This is a genomic window from Pseudomonas arvensis, assembly GCF_056688935.1.
The window spans coordinates 3,078,976-3,101,295 of sequence record NZ_CP162038.1; the positions used below are offsets into that span (position 1 = coordinate 3,078,976).

At 60.2% G+C, this 22,320-nt stretch carries 18 protein-coding genes; 9 read left to right on the forward strand and 9 right to left on the reverse strand.

The genetic code is table 11. The features are described from left to right. A complete protein-coding gene (locus AB3G88_RS13750; RefSeq protein WP_480454379.1) occupies nucleotides 1-1,176 on the forward strand; it encodes an MFS transporter in 1,176 nt (391 codons plus the stop codon). On the opposite strand, the gene AB3G88_RS13755 is transcribed toward AB3G88_RS13750, so the two are convergent. Both AB3G88_RS13755 and AB3G88_RS13760 read right to left on the reverse strand, forming a co-directional pair. Beyond that, entirely contained in the window at nucleotides 1,170-2,207 is a 1,038-nt protein-coding gene (locus tag AB3G88_RS13755) for an alpha/beta hydrolase family protein (RefSeq protein ID WP_480454380.1), read from the reverse strand. The two genes, AB3G88_RS13750 and AB3G88_RS13755, sit on opposite strands and share 7 nt — an antisense overlap. 211 nt (nucleotides 2,208-2,418) lie before the next feature. Then, nucleotides 2,419-3,030, reverse strand: a complete 612-nt coding sequence (locus AB3G88_RS13760; RefSeq protein WP_112195420.1) for an FMN-dependent NADH-azoreductase — start codon at nucleotides 3,028-3,030, stop codon at nucleotides 2,419-2,421. Between the two features lie 125 nt (nucleotides 3,031-3,155). Between AB3G88_RS13760 and AB3G88_RS13765 the strand changes: the two genes are divergently transcribed. Both AB3G88_RS13765 and AB3G88_RS13770 read left to right on the forward strand, forming a co-directional pair. Further along, nucleotides 3,156-4,064 (forward strand): LysR substrate-binding domain-containing protein, encoded by a 909-nt coding sequence (locus AB3G88_RS13765; RefSeq protein WP_400524280.1) that lies wholly within the window; start codon nucleotides 3,156-3,158, stop codon nucleotides 4,062-4,064. Then, nucleotides 4,061-4,417 carry an MmcQ/YjbR family DNA-binding protein gene (locus AB3G88_RS13770; RefSeq protein ID WP_012723994.1) on the forward strand — a complete coding sequence of 119 codons (357 nt, stop codon included), beginning with the start codon at nucleotides 4,061-4,063 and terminating at the stop codon, nucleotides 4,415-4,417. The genes AB3G88_RS13765 and AB3G88_RS13770 overlap by 4 nt, the downstream gene beginning before the upstream one ends. Here the strand turns inward: AB3G88_RS13770 and AB3G88_RS13775 are convergent. Both AB3G88_RS13775 and AB3G88_RS13780 read right to left on the reverse strand, forming a co-directional pair. Further along, nucleotides 4,406-4,789, reverse strand: coding sequence for a DUF1294 domain-containing protein (locus tag AB3G88_RS13775; protein WP_122305684.1), 384 nt, complete (start codon nucleotides 4,787-4,789; stop codon nucleotides 4,406-4,408). The two genes, AB3G88_RS13770 and AB3G88_RS13775, sit on opposite strands and share 12 nt — an antisense overlap. Continuing rightward, on the reverse strand, nucleotides 4,786-5,616 hold the full coding sequence (locus tag AB3G88_RS13780; RefSeq protein ID WP_191958385.1) for an undecaprenyl-diphosphate phosphatase: 831 nt from the start codon (nucleotides 5,614-5,616) through the stop codon (nucleotides 4,786-4,788). Before AB3G88_RS13780 ends, AB3G88_RS13775 begins: the two co-directional genes overlap by 4 nt. A 232-nt stretch (nucleotides 5,617-5,848) precedes the next feature. Here AB3G88_RS13780 and AB3G88_RS13785 point away from each other — a divergent pair, with 232 nt between their 5' ends. From AB3G88_RS13785 to AB3G88_RS13795, 3 genes are all read left to right on the forward strand, one after another. Beyond that, nucleotides 5,849-7,483, forward strand: a complete 1,635-nt coding sequence (locus tag AB3G88_RS13785) for a methyl-accepting chemotaxis protein (RefSeq protein WP_191948047.1) — start codon at nucleotides 5,849-5,851, stop codon at nucleotides 7,481-7,483. Nucleotides 7,484-7,600: 117 nt separating this feature from the next. After that, complete coding sequence (gene pnuC, locus AB3G88_RS13790; RefSeq protein WP_032891136.1) at nucleotides 7,601-8,164, forward strand: nicotinamide riboside transporter PnuC; 564 nt, start codon at nucleotides 7,601-7,603, stop codon at nucleotides 8,162-8,164. Next, nucleotides 8,161-8,685, forward strand: coding sequence for an AAA family ATPase (locus tag AB3G88_RS13795; RefSeq protein ID WP_112195426.1), 525 nt, complete (start codon nucleotides 8,161-8,163; stop codon nucleotides 8,683-8,685). The genes pnuC and AB3G88_RS13795 overlap by 4 nt, the downstream gene beginning before the upstream one ends. Before the next feature lie 36 nt (nucleotides 8,686-8,721). Here AB3G88_RS13795 and ggt read toward each other — a convergent pair whose 3' ends face one another. After that, nucleotides 8,722-10,446, reverse strand: coding sequence for a gamma-glutamyltransferase (gene ggt / locus AB3G88_RS13800; RefSeq protein WP_480454383.1), 1,725 nt, complete (start codon nucleotides 10,444-10,446; stop codon nucleotides 8,722-8,724). Nucleotides 10,447-10,675: 229 nt separating this feature from the next. Between ggt and AB3G88_RS13805 the strand changes: the two genes are divergently transcribed. Beyond that, entirely contained in the window at nucleotides 10,676-16,756 is a 6,081-nt protein-coding gene (locus tag AB3G88_RS13805; RefSeq protein ID WP_480454385.1) for a dermonecrotic toxin domain-containing protein, read from the forward strand. Between the two features lie 136 nt (nucleotides 16,757-16,892). Then, nucleotides 16,893-18,038: a MalY/PatB family protein gene (locus AB3G88_RS13810; RefSeq protein ID WP_099583138.1), complete on the forward strand. Its 1,146-nt coding sequence runs from the start codon at nucleotides 16,893-16,895 to the stop codon at nucleotides 18,036-18,038. A 45-nt stretch (nucleotides 18,039-18,083) separates the two neighbouring features. Here the strand turns inward: AB3G88_RS13810 and AB3G88_RS13815 are convergent, their stop codons facing one another. The 4 genes from AB3G88_RS13815 to AB3G88_RS13830 form a co-directional block, all read right to left on the reverse strand. Further along, a complete protein-coding gene (locus AB3G88_RS13815) occupies nucleotides 18,084-18,299 on the reverse strand; it encodes a TOBE domain-containing protein (protein ID WP_003173733.1) in 216 nt (71 codons plus the stop codon). A gap of 152 nt (nucleotides 18,300-18,451) precedes the next feature. Continuing rightward, nucleotides 18,452-19,360, reverse strand: coding sequence for a FecR domain-containing protein (locus tag AB3G88_RS13820; protein WP_480454386.1), 909 nt, complete (start codon nucleotides 19,358-19,360; stop codon nucleotides 18,452-18,454). Continuing rightward, the gene (locus AB3G88_RS13825) at nucleotides 19,357-19,875 is read right to left on the reverse strand and encodes a sigma-70 family RNA polymerase sigma factor (RefSeq protein ID WP_099583140.1); all 519 of its coding nucleotides are present in this window, start codon (nucleotides 19,873-19,875) and stop codon (nucleotides 19,357-19,359) included. Before AB3G88_RS13825 ends, AB3G88_RS13820 begins: the two co-directional genes overlap by 4 nt. 92 nt (nucleotides 19,876-19,967) lie before the next feature. Next, on the reverse strand, nucleotides 19,968-20,909 hold the full coding sequence (locus tag AB3G88_RS13830; protein WP_112195434.1) for a LysR family transcriptional regulator: 942 nt from the start codon (nucleotides 20,907-20,909) through the stop codon (nucleotides 19,968-19,970). 115 nt (nucleotides 20,910-21,024) lie between these two features. On the opposite strand from AB3G88_RS13830, the gene AB3G88_RS13835 reads away from it, so the two are divergent. Then, on the forward strand, nucleotides 21,025-22,320 hold the full coding sequence (locus AB3G88_RS13835; protein ID WP_099583142.1) for an MFS transporter: 1,296 nt from the start codon (nucleotides 21,025-21,027) through the stop codon (nucleotides 22,318-22,320).

Here is a 22,320-nt window from a genome sequence, read left to right on the forward strand (position 1 = left end):
ATGTCAACCGCCGCCCCCTCCTCTCTGTCGATCACTTTGCAGATCGTCTCCATCGTCTTCTACACCTTTATCGCCTTTATCTGCATCGGCCTGCCGATTGCGGTCATCCCCGGCTACGTGCACGAACAATTGGGTTTCAGCGCCGTGGTGGCTGGGATCACCATCGGTTCGCAGTATCTGGCGACCCTGCTCAGCCGCCCCATGGCTGGGCGGATGTCAGACAACGTCGGCACCAAACGTGCGATTGTGCTGGGGCTGGCGGGTATTTTGGTCAGCGGTGTACTGACATTTTTCGCGACGCTGCTGGAAAGTACGCACAGCTTGAGCCTGGGCATTCTGATCGTCGCAAGGCTGTTGCTGGGCGTGGCCCAAGGCCTGATCGGCGTGGGTACCATCAGTTGGTGCATGGGCCAGGTTGGCGCAGAGCACACGGCGCGGTCGATTTCATGGAACGGCATTGCGTCCTACGGCGCCATCGCCATCGGTGCACCGCTGGGCGTGGTGATGGTGGCCGAGTATGGCTACAACAGCCTCGGGATTGCCCTGACCGTGCTCGCGGCACTTGGTCTGATGCTGATCCGCAACAAGCCCTCGGTGCCGGTGGTGCGCGGCGAACGCCTGCCATTCTGGGCAGTGTTTGGGCGTATCGCGCCATTTGGGGCCAGTTTGTGCCTGTCTTCGATTGGCTACGGCACGCTGACCACCTTTATTACCCTCTACTACCTCAATCGTGGCTGGGAAGGCGCGGCGTACTGCCTCTCGGTGTTTGGCGTGTGCTTTATCCTGTCGCGCCTGGTGTTTATCTCGGCGATCAGCCGCTTTGGCGGGTTCAACGCCGCCATCGCGTGCATGGTTATCGAAACCCTCGGCCTCACCTTATTGTGGCTGGCGCCGTCCACCGGCGTCGCATTGATCGGCGCTGGACTGACGGGTTTTGGTCTGTCGCTGGTGTATCCGGCGTTGGGTGTAGAAGCCATCAAACAAGTGCCCAATAGCAGCCGTGGCGCGGGCTTGAGTGCGTATGCGGTGTTCTTTGACCTGGCGCTGGCGATTGCCGGGCCGTTGATGGGCTTTGTGGCGCTGAACTTGGGATATGGCTGGATTTTCTTCTGCGCGGCGCTGCTTTCGGTCACGGCACTGGGCGTGACCTTGCTGCTGAAGCGCAAGGCTTACTGATCGGCGGTCTGTAAGCCAGCGCGAGAAGGCTCACTGAGGGCGTGAGCGAAAAAGCGCCCGGCCTCTGAGATCAAGTCGCGGTGGATGCCTTCGCGGTCAACACCGTCCGCGTCGGTGCAGATGGCCGGCATGGCGGCCAGTTGATCGCTGTCGCACGGCGCCATGAACACGAAGTGCCCTGCGCCGGCCAGCAGCTTGAAATTCGGCGGCTCAGGCAATTTGCGCGCGAGGGCTTCGGCGTTCTTGTCCACGGCCACCAGCTTGTCACCGTCGCCGCTGTAGAGCAGCACCGGCACATGCACATCGGCCAAGGTGTGACGGCCAAACATCAGGCTCAATGGCGCCATCAGCATCAACGCATGGATACGCGGGTCGGATTGCGGCTGCAAGTCGTCACGGTCCACCACCAACTCGCCTTTGGTAGTGCAGGCGTCGCGGTCTTCCGGGCGTTCCTGGCAATAGCGGCGCAGGCGGTCGAAATCAGGCTTGGCGCCGGCGAGGATCAACGCGGTTTCACCCCCGGCGGAGTAGCCGATCACGCCCACCTGGTCAATATCCACAAACGGCGACAGCATCGGGTCCGCCAGGGTAGCGGTGATCGCTTCGGAAATCTGGATCGGCCGCCCATACAGATTGCTCAGCGTGCCCAGACGGCTGTGGTCCTTGTAGTTGTCGCCGGGATGCAGCACCGCCACCACCACAAAGCCTTTACGCGCCAGGGACGTGGCCAGGTCATGCAGGGCCAGCGGCGTGCCGGTGTTGCCATGGGACAGCATCAGCATCGGGAAACGGCCAATGGCAATCCTGGAATCTTCGGTGGCGGCGACGTGATAGGCGCCCAACTGCGTAGTGTGCTCCAGACCGGTAGATGGGTAGAACGCCACGGCTTTCATGGGCTGCAGGTCGAGCGGATCAAGAAACGTCATGCGATGAAAGCCGACACTCCAATGGGGGTGCGGCGCGGGCGCGGCATGCACTGAAATCAGGCTGCCGAGCAGGGAAAGAACCAGAACAGCACAAAGACGCATCATGGGGATGTCCACCTTTGCTGCGTGAGAACCGACATGTCGAATGAAAAGTCCAGGGTATTGAACCCATGCTTGCACAACCTGGGCCACATCAAAGGAGACAGCGGGTAAACGAAAAAACTCCGTAGTCCGGTCGCGTTCAGGCGAACAGAATACAGAGTTTAGGCGCTCGGTTTCAGATTGAAACCGAGAGAAGGCTTTATTTACACAAGCCTTACGCGGCAGCGAACAATTGCTCTTGGATCAGTACGTTAGCGTCACTCAGGGACTTGCTGCGAACTTCATCACCGTAAGCCAGGCCTTCGGCCCGCACGATTTCGATGTTGGTGATGCCGAGGAAGCCGAACAGCAGTTTCAGATAGCCTTCATGGGCCGCGCCCGAGGCTTGACCGGCATGCAAGCCGCCAGCGGTGGATACGATGATCACTTTCTTGTTACCGCACAGGCCTTCCGGACCCGCTTCGGTGTAACGAAATGTCTGGCCAGCGACCGCGATACGGTCGATCCAGGCTTTCAGTTGGGTCGGGATGGTGAAGTTGTACATCGGCGCACCGACCACAATGGCGTCAGCAGCGAGGAATTCAGCCAGGGACGAAGCGCTCAGTTCAGCTTCGTGCTTTTGCGCAGCGTCACGCAGATCAGCGGCGGTGCCCAACGCGCCCAGGGTGGCGCCGGAGAAGTGGTTGATCGCGTCGCTGGCCAGGTCACGGTAAGTCACTTCCACACTCGGCTCAGCCGCTTGCCAGGCCTTCACTACGCCGGCGCTGAGCTGACGGGAAGCGGAGTTGTCGCCGAGGATGCTGGAATCGATATGCAACAGTTTCATGATGGATCTCCGAGGTGGGATCGACTAGGGCGATCAGATGGTGGTGATGCTACGCATGAAACCAATACTCGATAAGCCGCCTGCAATGCGATAGTTTGTCCCACTGACAGGACAATAGGCGCGCCATGCAAGACCTCAACGATCTCTACTATTTTGCCAAAGTCGTCGAAGCCGGCGGTTTCGCTGCCGCTGGTCGGCTGCTGGGCATTCCCAAATCACGCTTGTCGAGGCGGATTGCCGAGCTGGAGGAACGCCTGGGCGCGCGCCTGCTGCAACGCACCACGCGCCAGCTGACCCTCACCGCCGTCGGCGAGCGCTACCTGCGCCACTGCCAGGCAATGCTGCTGGAAGCCGAGATGGCCGATGAGGCCGTGGCCAGCATGTCCAGCGAACCCCGTGGCCGGTTGCGGGTGACGTGCCCGGTGGGGTTGGCAAACAACATCATGCCGGATGTAGTCGCTGGATTTCTCGCAGCGCACCCTCAGGTTCAGCTGGAAATGACCCTGGTCAACCGCCGCGTCGATCTGGTGGCCGAAGGCATCGACGTCGCGCTGCGCGTGCGCGAGCTGGGCGATGAAGACCCGTTGCTCGTCACCAAACGCCTGCGCCCGGCCCAGACCGCTCTGGTTGCCAGCCCGAACTTCTTGCACGGCCGCCAGATCAACACCCTCGATGACCTCAAGCAGTTGCCGATACTCGGCGCGCTGGAGGCGGACCGCATGGTGCACCAACGTATTCTCGATCCCCAGGGCACGCCCCATGACCTGATCATGGAGGCGCGCCTGGGCGTTGATGACTTCAACGTGCGCAAGGCCAGCGCCATCATGGGCCTGGGCTTCACCGTGCTGCCGATGATGTATTGCGAGGAAGAATTGGCCAACGGCCAGTTGGTGCAGCTGCTGCCGGAATGGTCACTGCCGGGCGGCTGGTTACAGGCCGTGTACCCGCACCGGCGCGGCGTGCTGCCGGCCATTCGTGCCTGGATCGATTACCTGGAAGAAGGCTTTAAAAGCTGCGGAGACCGTCTGCTATGAAAATGACCGAAGCACAAGTCGCCACCTTCTGCCTGAGCCTGCCGGGTGCGCGGGAAGACTATAAATGGGGCGGTGTGCGGGTGTTCTCGATTGCCGGCAACAAGATGTTCGCCCTGCAAAACCTGCGCGGTGATTCGCTGGCGTTCAAGGTCGACAAGGAGCTGTTCCTGGGCCACGTCGACCGTCCCGGCATCCACCCGGCGCCGTATCTGGCGCGTGCGCAGTGGATCATCATGAACACACCCTACCCGCTGGGCGCCGAGGAACTGCGTGGCTTGTTGCAGCGTTCCCACCAATTGGTGGTGAGCAAATTGCCCAAGCGCACGCAGATCGGCTTGTTGCTAGAGGACTGACAGTAACGTGCCGCCGAGGAACAGCTGGTCCAACCAGAACACCTGGTGCAGCAGCACAATCGCCCAGAACAGCACTTGGAAAGACACCTTGCGTGTCTTGTGCCGGAACACCTGCTGGGCAATCAACGCCCCCGGCCAACCGCCCGCCAGCTCCACGGCGTGGAGGATGTTTTCCGGGGTGCGCCAGCTGTCGGTCTGCGCTTTGCGTTTGTCACTCCAGTACAGGAAAAACGCGATCACGCTGACCACGCCATAGGCCGCCAGCGGGACCACGGTTTCACCGCGTTGCCACACCAGCACCGACCCCAACAGCGGCGCCGCGCACAAGAGCACAAAGAGCGCCGCCTTCAAGCGTGGGTGCTGGATGCTCATGCCTTGGCCGCCGCCCAGTCGATCCAACCGAACTGCCAGGTCGCCAGGATCAGCAGGCCAAAACCGATGCGGTACCAGGCAAACGCCGCGTAGCTATGGCTGGCGATGAACTTGAGCAGGCCCTTGACCGCGATCATCGCGAAAATAAACGAGGTGATAAACCCGATGGCAAACACCGGCAGGTCCGCCGGCTGGAACAGGTCGCGGTACTTGTAGCCCGAGTACAGCGCCGCGCCGACCATGGTCGGCATGGCCAGGAAAAACGAGAACTCGGTGGCCGTCTTGCGTGACAGGCCGAACAGCAGGCCGCCGATGATGGTGGCGCCGGAGCGCGAGGTACCGGGGATCATGGCCAGGCACTGGGCAAAGCCGACCTTGAGGGCATCTTTCCAGGTGATGTCATCGACCGTTTCAGCATGCACGGTATGTTCGCGCCGCTCAGCCCACAACATGATCACGCCACCCACCACCAAGGCGGAAGCCACCGTGATCGGGTTGAACAGGTAATGCTTGATCGCGTTCGCGAAAATCACCCCCAGCACCACGGCCGGTAGCACGGCGATGATCAGGTTCACGGTGAAACGCTGGGCATTGCGCTGAGTCGGCAAACCGACGACCACGTCCAGGATCTTGCGGCGAAACTCCCAGACGACGGCCAGAATGGCACCCAACTGGATAATGATATTGAATGCTTCGAAGCGCTCACCACCGAAGCCAATCAAGTCGGCGACGATGATCTGGTGGCCGGTACTGGAGATCGGCAGAAACTCTGTAAGCCCCTCCACTACACCAAGAATCAATGCCTGAATGGCGGTCCAAAAATCCATGCTTCCCCCAAAGGTCATGCGCCGTGGCATGCCTTACTAGTCTTTTTTAATGGTTCACTGACGACGCGCGCGCTGAAGGCCCAATGTTGATGATGGTCAACACCGGCCCGCAAAAATGCTGTGAAAATCAGGCAGTACTCAGGTTTTCCGATTACAGGCCGAAAGCCTATCAGACAAGGCGTAAAAGTCGATGCGACGCCCACAATTATAAAAAGCCCGGAGTGCCAGGACGATGAACAGTTTGCGCAATATGTCGATTAGCCGACGCCTCTGGCTGATCCTGATAGTCGCCGTGCTGATGCTGCTGACCTTGGGTTTACTGATGCTCAAGCAGATCCACGACGACCTTTACCAAGCCAAGCGCGAACAGACCCAACATGTGGTCGAGACCGCCAGTGGCATCCTGACGTTTTATCACGGCCTGGAAACCACCGGCGTCATGACCCGCGACGCGGCCCAGAAACAAGCCCTGAGCGCGGTGCGCGGGTTGCGTTACAACCACGACGACTATTTCTGGATCAACGACCTCACGCCCGTGATGATCATGCACCCGGCCAACCCCAAGCTCGATGGCCAGAACCTCTCGGCCATCCGCGATCCCGATGGGTTTGCAGTGTTCAACGAGTTCGTGAACCTGGCAAAAGCCAAGGGTGCCGGCATCGTCAACTATCGCTGGCCCAAGCCCGGCGCACAGGCGCCCGTGGCGAAGACTTCCTATATCCAGTTGTTCGAACCCTGGGGCTGGATTATCGGCTCCGGCGTGTATATAGACGACGTCCAGGCCGAGTTCACCGCCCAGGTCTGGAAAGCCTCAGTGGTCGGCCTGGTCATTGCGCTGGTGATGGGCCTGCTGGTGTCGCTGATTGCGCGCAGCATCGTGCGGCCGTTGCAGGCGGCGGTGCATGCCATGGGCAATATCGCCAGCGGCGAAAGCGACCTGACCCGCAGCCTCGACACCCACGGCCGTGACGAAGTCACCCAACTGTCCCAGCACTTCAACAGCTTCACTGCCAAGCTGCGCCAGGTGGTGAGCCAGTTGCAGGTGTGCGCCAACGCCTTGGGCCAGTCCTCTACCGAGCTGGGCAACAACGCCAGCCAGGCCCATGACCGCAGCCAGCAGCAGTCGCAACAGATGGAACTGGTGGCCACCGCCATCAACGAAGTCACCTACGGCGTGCAGGACGTGGCCAAGAACGCTGAACACGCCGCCAGCGAAATGCGCGACGCCCAGGCCCAAGCGCAACAAGGCCAGGTCAATATCGACGGTAGCCTGCAACAGATCGACCAGCTTTCCAGCACCATCAGCCAGGCCGTGGAAGTGATCCGCACGCTGTCCAGCGAAAGCACACAGATCGGTGGCGTGCTGGAAGTGATCCGCTCCATCGCCGACCAGACCAACCTGTTGGCCCTGAACGCCGCTATCGAAGCCGCTCGCGCCGGGGAGCAAGGCCGGGGGTTTGCGGTGGTAGCCGACGAAGTCCGCCTGCTCGCCCAACGCACGCAGAAGTCCACCGCCGAAATCCAGGCGATGATCGAGCGCCTGCAAGGGCACTCGGAAGCGGCGGTCAAGGTGATCAGCGACAGCCACAGCGCTTCGCAACTGACCATCGAGCAAGCGGGCCAGGCCGGCGCCAGCCTGACCGCCATCGGCCAGGCCCTGCACAACCTCAACGGCCTGAACGCCTCAATCGCCAGTGCCACCCTGCAACAGGCCCATGTGGTGGAAGACATCAACCAGAACGTCACCCAGGCGGCGGGGTTGTCCCATAGCACGGCGTTGGCGGCGGAGCAGTCCAGCGTGGCCAGTGTGCATTTGCGCGGTTTGAGCGAGCAACTCGACGGCCTCCTGCGCCAGTTCAAGGTCTGACACTGCTCCAAAGGTGGGAGGAGGCCTGTCCCCTCCCACCTTTGCCCTCCTGCGTTTTGAAGATTGCTGGCCTGTGGTTACAATCACCGCCCTCTCCCACTCCCCCAAGGAATCGCCATGTCCGGGCTTGAACTGTTCGCCGCCGCCCTGGGGGTGATCGCTGTCTGGCTCACGGTCAAGCAAAACCCCTGGTGCTGGCCCATCGGCCTGGTGATGGTGTTGCTGTACACCTGGGTGTTCTACGACGTGAAACTCTATTCCGACATGCTGCTGCAAGTGGTCTACGCCGCGCTGCAAGTCTATGGCTGGTGGCAGTGGACCCGCGCCGGCGAGGTCAAGCAGGGCCGCCAGGTCACGAGCCTGGGCGTGCCGGCCATCATGACCAGCCTGGCGATCGGCGCGGTGGGCAGCCTGCTGCTCGGTGCCGCCATGGCCCACTGGACCGACGCCGCGCAACCCTGGCTCGACGCCGCCCTCACCGGCTTCAGCCTGGTGGCGCAAATGTGGATGGCGCAGAAACGCGTGCAATGCTGGCCGCTGTGGATTGCCGTGGATGTCATCTTCGTCGGGCTGTTCCTCTATAAAGGCCTGTACCTCACCGCCGGTCTCTATGCGCTATTCACCGTGATAGCTGTACAAGGCTGGCGCGAATGGCGCGCCGATCCGGCGTTGCGCACATGAAGGTCGTGGTGTTGGCGGGGCCCGAATCCAGCGGTAAGAGCTGGTTGGCTGCCGAGTTGAACAAACACTTCGGCGGGTTGATGGTCGGTGAATATGTACGCCATTTCATCGACCACCATCAGCGCGATACCACCCTGGCGGACATCCCGGCCATCGCCCACGGCCAACTGGCCTGGGAAGATGCCGCCCGCAAACAGCAACCCAACCTGCTGATTCTCGACACCCACCTGCTCACCAACACGCTGTGGAGCAAGACCCTGTTCGGCGACTACCCGGCGTGGCTCGACGATGAGCTGCTGGCCCGTCATTACGACCTGCACCTGCTGCTCTCGCCGGAAGATGTGGAGTGGACAGCCGATGGCCAACGCTGCCAGCCGGAGCTGGAAGATCGCCGCGCGTTTTTCCAGCAAAGCCTGGACTGGATGCAGCAGCATCAGCAGCCGGTGGTGGTGATTCGAGGGGATTGGGAGGCGCGCCGCGCTGCGGCGTTTGCGGCAGTGGAACACCTGCTTGAACCTTAACACTGCCCCCTCCCACATTTTTAACCGCGTCAGGCTTCAGTAGCCCAGGGACAGGCCCGTATTGCGACGCGGGTCATTCGCCCCGTAGAAACGATTATTCCCCACCGGCTTGCCGCCCAATGCAGGCGCGCCCACCAGGATCGCCGCCAAATGGTTGGCATCCTGCGGCCCGGCAAACTTGTGACCCCAGCTCTCCAGAAGCTTCTGGGTGTCCGGGCTGACCGCGAAGGTCTCAAGGTTGGTGGTGTCCGGCATCCACTGCTGGTGGAAACGCGGCGCATCCACGGCTTCCTGGATGTTCATCTTGTAGTCGATCACGTTCAAGATGGTCAGCAAGGTCGCAGTGATAATGCGGCTGCCACCCGGCGTACCCACCACCATCACGGCCTTGCCATCCTTGGTCACGATGGTCGGGCTCATCGACGACAGCGGCGCTTTGCCTGGGGCGATGGCGTTGGCTTCACCCTGCACCAGCCCGTACATATTCGGCACGCCGACCTTGACGGTGAAGTCGTCCATTTCATCGTTGAGGATCACACCGGTCTTGCTTGCCATCACGCCCGCGCCGAACCAGTCATTGAGGGTGTAGGTGACGGAGACCGCGTTGCCCCACTTGTCGACGATGGAGTAATGGGTCGTGTTGTTGCCTTCATGGGGCGAAACGCCCGGTTTGATCGCCTGGGAATCCCCGGCCTTTTGCGGTTCGATGGCTGCGCGCAGTTTGGCGGCGTAGTTTTTATCCAGCAGATGCTCGATCGGGTTCTTCACGAAGTCCGGGTCGCCGAGGTAGCTGTTGCGGTCCACATAAGCGTGGCGCATGGCTTCGATCTGGTAGTGCAGGCCCTGGGCCGAGTGATAGCCCAGGTCGGCCATCGGGTAGCCTTCGAGGATATTCATGATCTGGCAGATCACTACACCGCCCGAGCTCGGCGGCGGCGCGGAAACGACGTGGTAGCCACGGTAGTCGCACTCGATGGGCGCCAGTTCGCGGGTCTTGTACTTGTCGAGATCAGCCTGGGTGATGATGCCCTTCCCTGCCTGGCTGGAGTCCACCAGGGCCTTGGCGACCCAGCCTTTATAGAAACCATCTGTGCCTTTGGCAGAGATTTCCTTGAGGGTTTTGGCCAGGTCTTTCTGCACCAGTTTCTGCCCGACCTGCATCGGCTGGCCGTTGTGCAGGAAGATGCCGCGCAGGTCCTTGTCTTTTTCAAACTCGCCGGTGGCGGTGTGCAGCAGGTCGATATCGCCTTGTTCCAGGGCGAAGCCGTTTTCTGCCAACTTGATCGCCGGGGCAATCACCTGGGCGCGCTTGAGGGTGCCGTACTTGCTCAGCGCCAGCTCCATGCCGGACACGGTGCCGGGCACGCCGACAGCCAAGTGGCCCTTGGCGCTCAGGCCTTCGATGACGTTGCCGTCCTTGTCCAGGTACATGTTGGCGGTGGCTGCCAGCGGAGCTTTTTCGCGGAAGTCGAGGAAGGTCTTGCGCCCGTCCGCCAGTTGCACGGTCATGAAACCGCCGCCGCCCAGGTTACCCGCCGCCGGATACACCACCGCCAACGCATAGCCCACGGCCACGGCCGCGTCCACTGCGTTGCCGCCGGCCTTGAGTACATCCACGCCGACATGCGTTGCCAAATGCTGGGCCGTCACCACCATGCCATTTTCACCGGCCACCGGGGCCTGGGAAGCGGCCTGTACACCACTGACCGTCAACACCAGGGCAGTGGCAATCAAGGTACGGCTGAAGGGTTGGTATTTCATCCATGGCTACTCTAGTTGTTGAGATGCACCAAAATAGCCCGCTGGAGATTTAATCCCCAGCGCGATGGCGTTTTTATTACAGAACTTGTCGGTCATGGAACGGAGCCGAAAAAGCCGCTGCGATACTTCGCGCCCAACAGGCCGAACAACTGACAGGAACTTACACACTCCGCACGCCACTCAGCGAAACCCGCCTGAAGTCAGTATTGGTCAACGCGAGAAGCCCGACATGAAAAACGTCAACACACTCAACACAAAGATTGCACCACTCACCAGCGCAACACACCTGAACTTACCTGCCACTGAACCGATAGTTTCAAACGTGCTGAAAACACTGGCAGTCAAAATGCACGCCGATCTTGGCGGCACAAGCGCTCATTTCAGCCCGCCTCAATCGAGCGCGGCGGCATCTGCCGAACAACGTGTCCTGAGTGTCTTGGAACAACGCCCGTCGGTGAACCAGCCCAACCTTGCCGATCAGATCCTCTACCTGATGCATGCATCGAGCAGCCCCCTGGAGGACGCAGGAATGGCCCAGGCAGTCGCTCATTTACTGGATCAGCCCAGCCACCAAGATGTACGAAAAACCTATGCCCAACTGATCAGCGACAGCCTGCAAGGCGCGGCGACAGTAGCGCATGACGCCGCACACGTGTTGTCACGCAACCGGCGCGCTCTAGCCCCAGACCGAGCGCGACCCACGTCCACCGAGACCAATTCCTCTCCCCGCACAATAGTGACCCAAGGCGACAGTGAACTGGCCTTGCTGTCGGCCAACGCAATGCTCGAACGCTATATCGCCATCGAGGAAAAACGCGCGCTCCCAGCGCCAGAAACCGTGTCCAATATCCCACCCTTCTCAACCTTCGGCCTGGCATGGTCGAAGCTTTCGGCATTGCTCACCGGCGAACCCTTCAAAACCTTTGCAGCCAGTAAAGGGATTGACGTCACCACCGTACGGATTTCCTTGCCATCGGGCACATTGAACTGCCTCAGCAATGGCAAGCCCGCGGTCTTTACGTTGACCGACAGGTCCGACTGGTACGCAGTTGCTCCGCGAGTGCTGACGGCGGCAAAACAACTGACGCCACTCAAAGTCGCGACGATAGACTTTCCTGGCGTTAACAGAGCCTCTCTCGAACTCATCAGCCGCTTCTACCACGCCGGCTTCGACGAAAGCTCAAGCTCTCCACGCTTCTTTATCAACTTTCTGAATGAATACCGGACGTTTCATTCGCTCCTTCCGGGCCGCGTTCCAGATAGTTTCAACTACAGAAAACAGGCCGAGGCAATACGCACTGTCGGAGCAATGACCCCAGAGGAAATCACCGCCCTTACCGCGTCGCGCCCCTCGGATGTTTCGCAGCAACTCAAACGCGGCGACAGTGCCTTGGCAAGACTTTGCAGTCAGGCTCTGATCAACAACGTCGATGGGCTTAACAGCGACCCATATAAAATTTTTTATTTGATGATTCATGACATCCCTGAAGACTCAACCTTCTCAAAGGCCCAAGAGCATTTTAGACACACGTTGAACACCGAGCCTTTTGCGCGATTTGCGGTAGACCAGTCCATCAACCTGAATAGCATCTCGATTGATCCCATCAGTGGCGATCTGCATTGCACGATTAATGGGGATGAAAAGGTTTTTAAATCAAACGACGCATCAGGCTGGAAGCTGGCTTCACCCCAGGTCCTGGAAGCCGTCAGGACGTTGGCCGCCGGACTGGACAGACACTGGAGTTACCCGCAACCCAAACGGGCCTGCCTGTTTGACGTAATGGCTTTCTACGGCGAAAGCCCGGTTGTGGGCTCAACATTGGCCACTTTCAATCAATGTGCCCGAATCAATCGCAATAATACGTTCAGCGCTTTTGTGGACGGCGTAGCCGACCCTCGCGGCGACTATCGTCGAGCGCGTGAAAGGCAACAATCCGTCCTGAAATCGCTCACCCCTGAGCCTCAACCACCTGCCGCACAAAACATCGACGAGCAACGCTTGGTCGAGGCTTACGCCACAGAGCTTCTCAAGACAGCGGATGGCAGCGATGCCGCCTGGGTTCGTGCGCCTGAGGGCTCGACGCTGGGCAAATGGCTGGAAATGTATCGCGGCCTCCTCGACCACCCGCTGGTAGCAGACTGGATGCGCGAGCAAAAAATCGACCCAGCGCTCATCGAACTCACGCCGTCTACGGGTGAGTTACTGGTCCGCGACGACAGTTCAGTGAGGGTCTTTTCATTGAACGATGATTCCGACTGGAAAGAGATTGCCCCTGTCCTCTTGAGCGTTGCCAACGTTATTGCCCCCGTCCCCGATCAAAGCCTGCGCATCGCCCCGGGCAATGGTTTCATCGCCACGCCGCTTGAGGTGGTCGCCAACTTTTACGGGGAGCAGGCGCCTACCACAGCGGCCGACATTCGTACCAGGGTCAATCAGTTGCGGCACAAAGGCAGCTTTGATCCGCCTGCGCCAAACGACGCGCTGCGGCCCGCCAGGGCAAGAACGGCGGAGGCGCTGGACAATCTGCACCGCCAGGCACACGTTTACAGCAGCGCCATCACGCGCTCGAGACGAGACAAGACCGACTACAAAAACCTGATGACAACCGTCGCACGCGACTTGCCGAACTTGCGCGCAGAAGCAAAAAAATGGGCCGAGGCCCTGGTTCTCAAACTCACCGGCAAAACGGTCGATGCCGATACGATCTACCTCAACCGATTCCAGGGTTCCCAGAGTGCGAACACCGTCACCGGCTGGGAACATATGAACGAAGAGCCGACTTCTTCGCTGCGCCTGCCTGACGCTTTGTTACACAACTTCTCGGAGGACGACTGGGTCCCCGGCAACCTCGATTCCGAAGCCGGCCTGTATACAGACGGCCCGGGCAAAAGTAAAAACGGCGGGTATGGCACTCATAACGAACTTGCGCTGTCACCTTCGCAACTGATGCATGAAAGCTGGAAAACCGACTTTCAAAACCAGATCTCCCAAAAACTCGACAATTTCTGGACAGAGCACGCTGATGACTATCGGGCGGCGGTCAAAGGCCAGTTTATTTTCAAGGCGCGAGAGCAATTGAAGGCCGCTGAACAAGCCACACCGGCCGAACGGGCAGCGCTACCGGCGGAACAACGCTTTACTCGCCAGGACTATGAACTGGTCATGAAAGCTGCCGCCAATGTGCCATTGGATGTACATCAACAACTGTCCCTTGAACAGATAAGGACCCTCAGCCCGGTAAAACATGTCGTACGCGTACATGCCTTCGACATCAACGGCCTCATGTCCAACGACATCCTGCGTTTCACCGAGCTGGATGATGGCCAATACCGCTACCTCAAAGGGCGCCGGGACGGCCGTCAGATACTGTATATACCTGGAAACAACCCGGATTTTTTACGCTTTGACTCTTTAGAGAGCATGGATAACTGGATCGCTGATCATGCCAAAAACCCTGACAAACGCAAGGCCCTGGCGTCCCATTTCACCCTGTCAGATCGTCAGGAAAGAGCGTCCACTCCCGTGTTGAAAACGATGCTGGAGCAGTTTCTTCCGTTGTATGGGCTGCTTGCGCCTAAAGATCGTTCGAAAGAAGGCATCGACTCCTTGCTCGATAGGCTCTCAACGGGCTCCGCAGACAACCTGGAAGGTAACCATATCGATCAGGGCAACTTCGTGATCCACGAGGACGTTTTCAGCACAGTGACGAAAGCCACCAGCCAGCGCATGCGTGCTGATGCGGACACCACCATCAAATCCAACAGTGAAGTCACCCGCGATACCTGGCTCAACGATCTGTCTGTTGCCGCCGAGTTACTGGCCAAACTGGCTCCGATTGCCGCTCCAGTCGCCGCAGCTGCCGTTGTTACCAGCCTCGCGGAGGCTGTAATTGGGGCGGAAAAGTCCGACACGGGCGATACCGAAGCCGAACGAAGCGACGGCTCAAGCAAAATGCTGGATGGTGTGCTCAACGCGCTGTTCTCCTGCAACGCCGCAGAAGTCCCCGAAGATCCCTTTGTGCGGCCGACCTCCAGGCCGCTCGCACGCCCCGCGGCCCGCGAAGCAACCGGCGTGCTGGTGAACAACGGCGTATCCAGGGAGATCATCACCGAGGCTCACCTGCCCGTGCAACGCGAGCGTTTTTCCGACGGTACCACGGCCCTCGTGCTTGAACGACCGATGCCGCCCGATGCGTACACCGTGGCTCGCTCCGACGGGTTCGATCTGGTCGCGGGTGAAAAAGTCTATCGCTACGAATCCAGCGAGCCGGATCGGTTGACCGATCTCGCTACCACGGCGCGCCCTGGCAGCCTGGACCGTTTCGAAGAATTCTGTCCGGCCCCCATGTCCTTCTCTGGAAGAATGCGACGAGACACAAGTAGTCTGTGTTTCGTCAAATCCTTGGCTAACCTAACCGGAGATAAAGCAAAAGAACTGCAATCTCTGGAACATACACGCCTGTACCCAGCCGCGCGAAAATCACTGTTTAACAGTAAGCGGTTCGTGGTTGCCGAAAGACGCTTGAATGAAGTGGTCGAGACCAAGGTGGGCAGTAAACTGGTGCCAGTTCAGGGCAAACCCTTCATCGAATACAAGTCGATCGTCACCGGCACTATCACCAAGGATGCCCGATTCGGCATGGTTGACAGGACCGAAAGTGAATTCCTGCGTGACCATACCTATGTCGTAAAGCTGGGAAATATCAGCAGCGTCTGTAAAGACTCGCGCGAACTCAGAGGCATCGTCGTCACCAGTCCAGTAGCGGGTGACACGGCTCAATACCTGGTGATCGAGGCAGACACTGCGCAATTCTATACAGCAAAAATAACCCCAGGTCAGACCGGGGAGGTGCGCTTCATCAAATGTGACCTTAACGACTTCAATATTGAGCTGGGCAAGAAATACCGCGCCGAACTCTACGCACGCCAAGGCTCTGCCGCCCTGCCGATCGACGCCGATTTTGTCGCATTGCCCCCCCTCGATAAGGCTCTCGCCGACTTGAAAAAGTCAGGCCACACAGACCCGCAGATCAATGAGCTGAAAACCAAGCTGGCAAAAATGAGCAGCGGCCAGAAGCGTGAGGTCGTGTACGAACTACAGGCAAGAGGAGCTATTGAGAAACAGGTCATCGCACTGAAAACCGCGAAGGTTCGACCGCTGACCAAACCCCGCAACTTCAACACACTGTCGGTTTCGCAAAAAAATGAATTTTTTGCGACCCGTGCAAAAGAGGCAGTAACCCAGCAGCTCAAGGCCACGGGGCTTGGCCCAGGCAATCTGGTGCGCTCCGCCGATGACGTGGCACGAGCAAGGGCTGCACATCAGACCCTGCAATGGATGCGACGTACCCACCCATCCGGAGCGCCGGAGCGTGCGACGATGGCGCTCAAGAGCGGCGTTGGAAACTGCGGCGAGATGAGCCTGTTGGCCAAAGACACGATCAACAGCAGCGGCGGCAGAGCCTATGAATGGAGGGCTGGGAATGAGCATGCATTTACCGTGGTGGGCGGCCCCGCAGAGCTGCCCGGTGCGACGGTGGACTTTTCCGGCCCCGAATGGGGTGACGCATGGATTGTCGACCCCTGGGCCGATATTGCATGCCCTGCCAGTCAGTACACCGGCAAACTGGACGAAGTCATGCGCCAATGGGAGGCCCAGGGAATAAAGATCGTGGACGGCAGTGGCGCTATAGGCCTGGGGAGCCCAACCAAGCAAGAATGGCTGGATGCCCTGATCGAAAAACCGAAAACTGCTTACCCGCACAGTTACGAATTACCCGCACCTGCCCTACGGGTTCCCAGGCCTGATGCGCCCGTCAAGCCGCCGACCGTTTACGTTCCCGCAGGCGCCAGCGAAACCCTGGAGGGCGGCAACGCCGTACTGTCTACACGCGGACTGTCAGACTGCTCAGCGCTCATCGTTCTAACCGACCTTAGAAACGGTGTTTTTCAAAAACGTACCCTGATGCATCTGCTCGGCAGTAATGTCGAGAACGGTCTTGGCAGCCTGAGCGCATCGCGAGAGCTTGCGAAGCTGGAACAGTCATTGGGTAGCGACGCAAAAGTCATCTTTGTGGGCGGCAGCAACTCCAAGTCGGTCGTAGGTATGGCCACTGTTCTGGGGCAGACCGTGGATGGCAGACAACCGCTGCTGGACATCGTAAAAAAACCAGGGGTTTCGTCCAGTCTGGCCAGCGCTACCGCCATTGATGTCAACCCGGATGGGACATTTCAACTGGTGACGGAGGACGGAACCCAGGGCGTCTTGAGCAAACAGATGGCCGAGGATGTTTTTGGCTTTATTGACTAAGGGCCGCGTTACTGCCCATTGGCGCAACCCGAGGTCTGTGACGACCCCGGATTACCTGGCGTGCCGGGTGCGATAAACCCGGCATGCGGTTAGAATCGGCGCTCTGTCACAGGCCCTTTCAACCGCGAGCCCCTCCATGAGTTTTGATTTCGACACGATCCACCCCCGCCTCGGCACCGGCAGCACCAAGTGGAACCGCTACCCGGCCGATGTGCTGCCAATGTGGATCGCCGACATGGACATCGCCGCGCCGCCTGCCATTCTGCAAGCCCTGCACGAACGCCTGGACCAGCAGATCCTCGGTTACAGCGTGGCCGGCCCGGATGTGCGCGAAGCCATCGTCGCCGACCTGTGGGCCAAGTACGCCTGGCGCGTGCAACCTGACGAATTGCTATTCCTGCCCGGCGTCGAGCCCGGCTTCAACATGGCGCTGCACGCCTTTGTACAACCGGGCCAGCCGGTGGTGCTGCAAACGCCCAACTACCGGCCGATTCGCCTGGCGCCGGGGCACTGGAACCTGCCGCGCATCGAAGTCCCATTCGAATTGATCGACGGTGAATACATCACGCCAATGGCCGCCATGCGCGAAGCCTTGACCGGCGCCGGCGCCCTGCTGTTGAGCAACCCCCACAACCCGATGGGCAAGGTCTTCCCCCGTGAAGAACTGCTGGCCGTGGCCACGGCCTGCCTGGACAACGGCGCGCTGATCATCAGCGACGAAATCCACGCAGAGCTGTGCTTCGACGGCCGCCGCCACATCCCCACCGCCAGCCTCAGCCCCGAGATTGCCCAGCGCACCATCACCCTGATGTCGGCGAGCAAGGCCTATAACGTGGCAGGCTTGAAGACCTGTTTTGCGGTGATCCAGAACGCCGAGATTCGCGAGCGTTTCAACCACGCCCGTTGCGGCATGGTCGACAGCGTCAGCCCCCTGGGCCTGGAAGCCACCCGCGCCGCCTACAGCCAGTGCGGCGAATGGCTGGAAGCGTTGAAACAGTACCTGCAAGCCAACCGGGATTACCTGCTCGACGCTGTGCAAACGCGCTTGCCGGGTGTGGTGATGCATGCCCCCCAAGGCACCTTCCTCGCCTGGCTCGATTGCAGCGCCCTGGGCCTGGATGACCCACAGCAATTTTTCCTCGAACAGGCCAAGGTCGGGTTGAGCGCAGGGATCGAATTCGGTGATGACAGCCAGCAGTTCGTGCGCCTGAACTTCGGTTGCCCACGGGTCATGCTGGAGGAAGGCTTGCAGCGTATGGAGCGCAGTTTGCGCAACCGCTGAAACGCGCAAAAAAATGGCCCCCGCTGCAATGGCGGGGGCTAGGGTCTACAGCTTGGCGATAGACACTTCGGTGGACTTCACAAAGGCAATCACTTCGCTGCCTACTTTCAATTCCAGGTCACGCACCGAGCGGGTGGTGATCACCGACGTCACGATGCCGGACGCGGTTTGCACGTCGATCTCCGACACCACTTCGCCCAGCAGGATTTCCTTGATCACGCCCTTGAACTGGTTGCGCACGTTGATCGCTTTAATAGTCATGTCGGCTTTCCTTTTGGCTGCTGGGTCAATCCGCACGAATGCGCAGGCCCTCAAAGTGCGCTATCGGTAGAGACATTAAAAGGAATATATAACTCTTTATTTATTCGATATGGATATATAAAGGCTGTTGTGGTGAGCGGGCAAGCTCGCTCTCAGCTGAGTGTGACCCAATACCGCGTGCGCGCCTGCACCTCAAAGCCCAGGGTCGAGGCCAGCAGGTTAAGGATGCGATCAGTGTCGTCCAGGCGAAAACTGCCGGTCACCCGCAACGCTTCAAGCCGAGGCTCCCAGCGCAACACACCCGGACGATAGCGCTCCAATTCCCGCAGAAAATCCCCCAGCGCCTGGTTCTGCGCGGTCAGTACGCCGTCGCGCCAACCGAGTTGCAACACATCAAACGGCACCCAGGCGCCAAGTCCACTGGCCTTGAGCGGCGCTTGCTGGCCTGCCTGCAAGGTCGCCGTCTGGCCGTTCAGGTCGCGCACCTGCACCATGCCCTTGAGCACCGACACCAGACAACCGGACGCCAGTTGCCGAACACAAAGTTCAGCCTGGCTGAGCCGGAGTTCACCGTAGCGGGTGTGCACGGTCATCGCCGCCGTGCCCGGCACCGTCAGCGCCAGTTCACCGTCGACCAGACTGATGCGGCGCTGCGCCAGGTCTACGTCTACTGCCGTGGCGGTATTGAGCTGCAGGCTGGCACCGTCGGCCAACGGCAGGCGTTTTCGCTCGCCGGTGGCGGTATGCAGGTCGGCCCGCCAAGTGTCGATGGGCAACTGGCGGCTGATCAGCCAAACCGTCGGCAGCAGCGCCGCCACGCCCAATGCGCGCTTGAGCACCGCACGGCGGCCCGGTTGCGGGCGGTCGAGGCTGGCCATCGCCAGTGCCTGGGGCAAACCGCTGAAGCGTTGACGCAGGGATTGGGCTTTCTGCCAGGTCTGTTCATGTTGCGGATGGCTGTCGCGCCAGTGCTGCAGTGCGGCGTGATCACGCTCGGTGGCCGCGCCGGACTCCAGCAGCGCCAACCACTGGGCGGCAGCACGGGCGACGTCGCGGCTCACAGTTCCACCAGCAGGCAATGTTCGTAGGCCTGGGCCATGTAACGCTTGACCGTGCGCTCGGACACGTCCAGTCGTTCGGCAATCTCGCGGTACCCGAGGCCCTCCAGTTGGCTCCACAAAAAGGCGCGGCGCACCAGCACGGGCAAGCCGTCGAGCAATTCATCCAGGGCTTGCAGGGTTTCCAGCATCAGCCAGCGCTGTTCGGGGGACGGCACACAGGCTTCGGGCAAGCTGGCCAGGGCGTTCATATACGCCTGTTCCAGGCTGCGACGCTGATGAAAATTCACCAACAGGCGCTTACCCACCGTCACTAGATACGCCCGCGGCTCCTGCATCTGTGCAATCGGCTGGGCACTGGCCAGTACGCGCAGGAACGTATCCTGGCTCAGGTCCGCCGCATCCCAGGCATTGCCCAGGCGCCGGCGCAGCCAGCTTTCCAGCCAACTGCGATGGTCACGGTACAAGCTTGACAGCGTCAGTTCAGGGGCATGCGTCGGGACAACAGCATCATTCATGGCAAGCAACCTGCACGGCGCGAGTGAGTCTCAAATGAGATTCATTCTATTTAATATCCTGCCGCGACACCATGCCCTTTTCAACATTGCGTTTAGAGCATCGCCGCTTTCTGCCGCAGCAAATCCATAAACAGCCCCAATTCCCGGCTCACCCCCTCGCCCTTGCGCAGCAACATGCCGAACGGTGCCAGGCGCACATCCAGGGCCACCGGCAGCGCCACCACCAGGCCCATCTTCAGGTAATCGCGCAGGGCACTTTCCGACAGCACCATCACTGCGTCGGTCAGTTGGATCAACTGCTGCATGGAGTACACCGAGCTGCATTCGATAATGTCCGCGGGGCTAGGCAGTGCCAGGTCCTGCAACGCCTGGTCGAAGCCGATGCGCGCTGGGCTGGTTTGCGGTTGCAGGATCCATGGCCAGTCGCGCACCAGTTCCGCCAGGTCCAGGTGTTTACGTTGCGCCAGCCGGTGCCCGGCATGCACGACCACCAGCATTCGCTCGTTGCCCAGAGGCTCGAAACTGTAGTGCTCGCTGTCGGTGGCGGCGTTGCGCCGGGTGATGGCCAGGTCGATGCGGCCCTGTTCGAGCAGTTGAATCACCTGGTCGCTGGTGTCGCCCATGATGCGGATGCGCAGTTGCGGGTTGAGCGCTTTGATCTGCGCGATGGCGTCCATCACCAGGTCCGGCGCGGCGCCCATGATGGTGCCGATGGACAAGTAGCCGTAGCCGCCCTGCTGGCGCGCCATCAAGTCCTCGGCGCAACGGTCCAGGCCGCTGAGGGCCGACTCGGCGAAGCGGATCAGCTCTTGGCCCAGCGCCGTAGGCCGCATGCCCCGTGGCAGGCGTTCGAACAGGTCGCAACCGAACATGTCCTCGATCTCGCGCAACATACGTGTGGCCGCCGGTTGCGACATGTTCAGGGCCTGGGAGGCACGGTGCAGGTTCTGGCTGGAACTGAGCGCCACCAGCATGTGCAGATGCTTGTAGCGCAGGCGATTGAACAGGCTGCGGGAGATGACGGGACTACTCATGAATTCCTCATTATCGATACCCTGAGAGTATCACTTGTAAGCTAGATTCGATTTGTAGCGCATTGCTCGGTCGCCGTACAGTCCGTCCCATAAGAACAAAACAACGGACTCCATCATGAAAACCCTGCCCGCGCCCCTGCTCGCCAAGATTTCCTGGCGGCTGCTGCCCTTCCTACTGTTGATGTACATCATGGCGTTTCTCGACCGCGCCAATGTCGGGTTCGCCAAACAAGCCTTCCAGGCCGACACCGGCTTGAGCGATGCCGCGTTCGCCTTCGGCGCCGGGGTGTTCTTTGTCGGCTACGCGCTGCTGGAAGTGCCGAGCAACCTGATCCTGCACCGTGTCGGCGCCCGCCTGTGGATGTGCCGCATCATGGTCAGTTGGGGCCTGATTTCAGCGGCGATGGTGTTTGCCCACAACGAAACCAGTTTTTACCTGCTGCGTTTCTTGCTCGGTGTGGCCGAAGCCGGCTTCTTCCCCGGCGTGATCCTCTACCTCACCTACTGGTTCCCCCAGGCCGTACGCGGCAAGGCCATGGGTTTCTTCTACTTTGGCGCGCCCCTGGCATTTATCTTCGGCAGCCCGCTGTCCGGTTTGCTGCTGGAGATGGACGGCTTCGCTGGCATCCATGGCTGGCAGTGGCTGTTCGCGGTGGAAGGCCTGATGGCCACCGCCGTGGGCATCTGGGCCTACTGGTACCTGGACAACCGTCCCGCCGATGCCAAGTGGCTGAGCGCGGATGAGCGCGAGCAAATCCAGACCTTGCTGGATGCAGAAGACCAACACAAAACCTCCCACGGCCGCAGCCTGCTGAACGTGCTGTGCCAGCCATCGGTGCTGTACCTGTGCCTGGTGTATTTGCTGATCCAGGCCAGCGTCTACGGCGTGGTGTTTTACCTGCCGACCCAAGTGGGCGACCTGCTCGGCACCAAGGTTGGCTTGATGGTCGGGCTGGTCTCGGCGATTCCGTGGATCTGCGCACTGTTTGCCGCGTGGTGGATCCCCGGTTATTCCGACCGCACCGGCGAGCGTCGCCGCACCGCTTGCCTGACGTTATTGATGGCCGCTGCCGGCATCGCTTGCTCGGTGACCTTCACCAACCCGTTGCTGGGCATGCTCGCCCTGTGTTTTGCCGCCTCGGGTTTTATCGCGGTGCAGCCGGTGTTCTGGACCTTTCCGTCGAGCTACCTGGCGGGCAGCGCTGCGGCAGCGGGCATTGCGCTGATCAACTCCTTCGGTGCCCTCGGCGGCTTTATCGCACCGGTCATCAAGCACTGGGCCGAAGGCGCCTTCCATTCCCCGGCAGCCGGTTTGTACCTGCTGTCCGCTACCACGGTACTGGCTGCGTTGCTGGTACTGGGCATCCATTCACCCGGCCGCACTGCATCGAACACGCCGGCCACTGTTTAA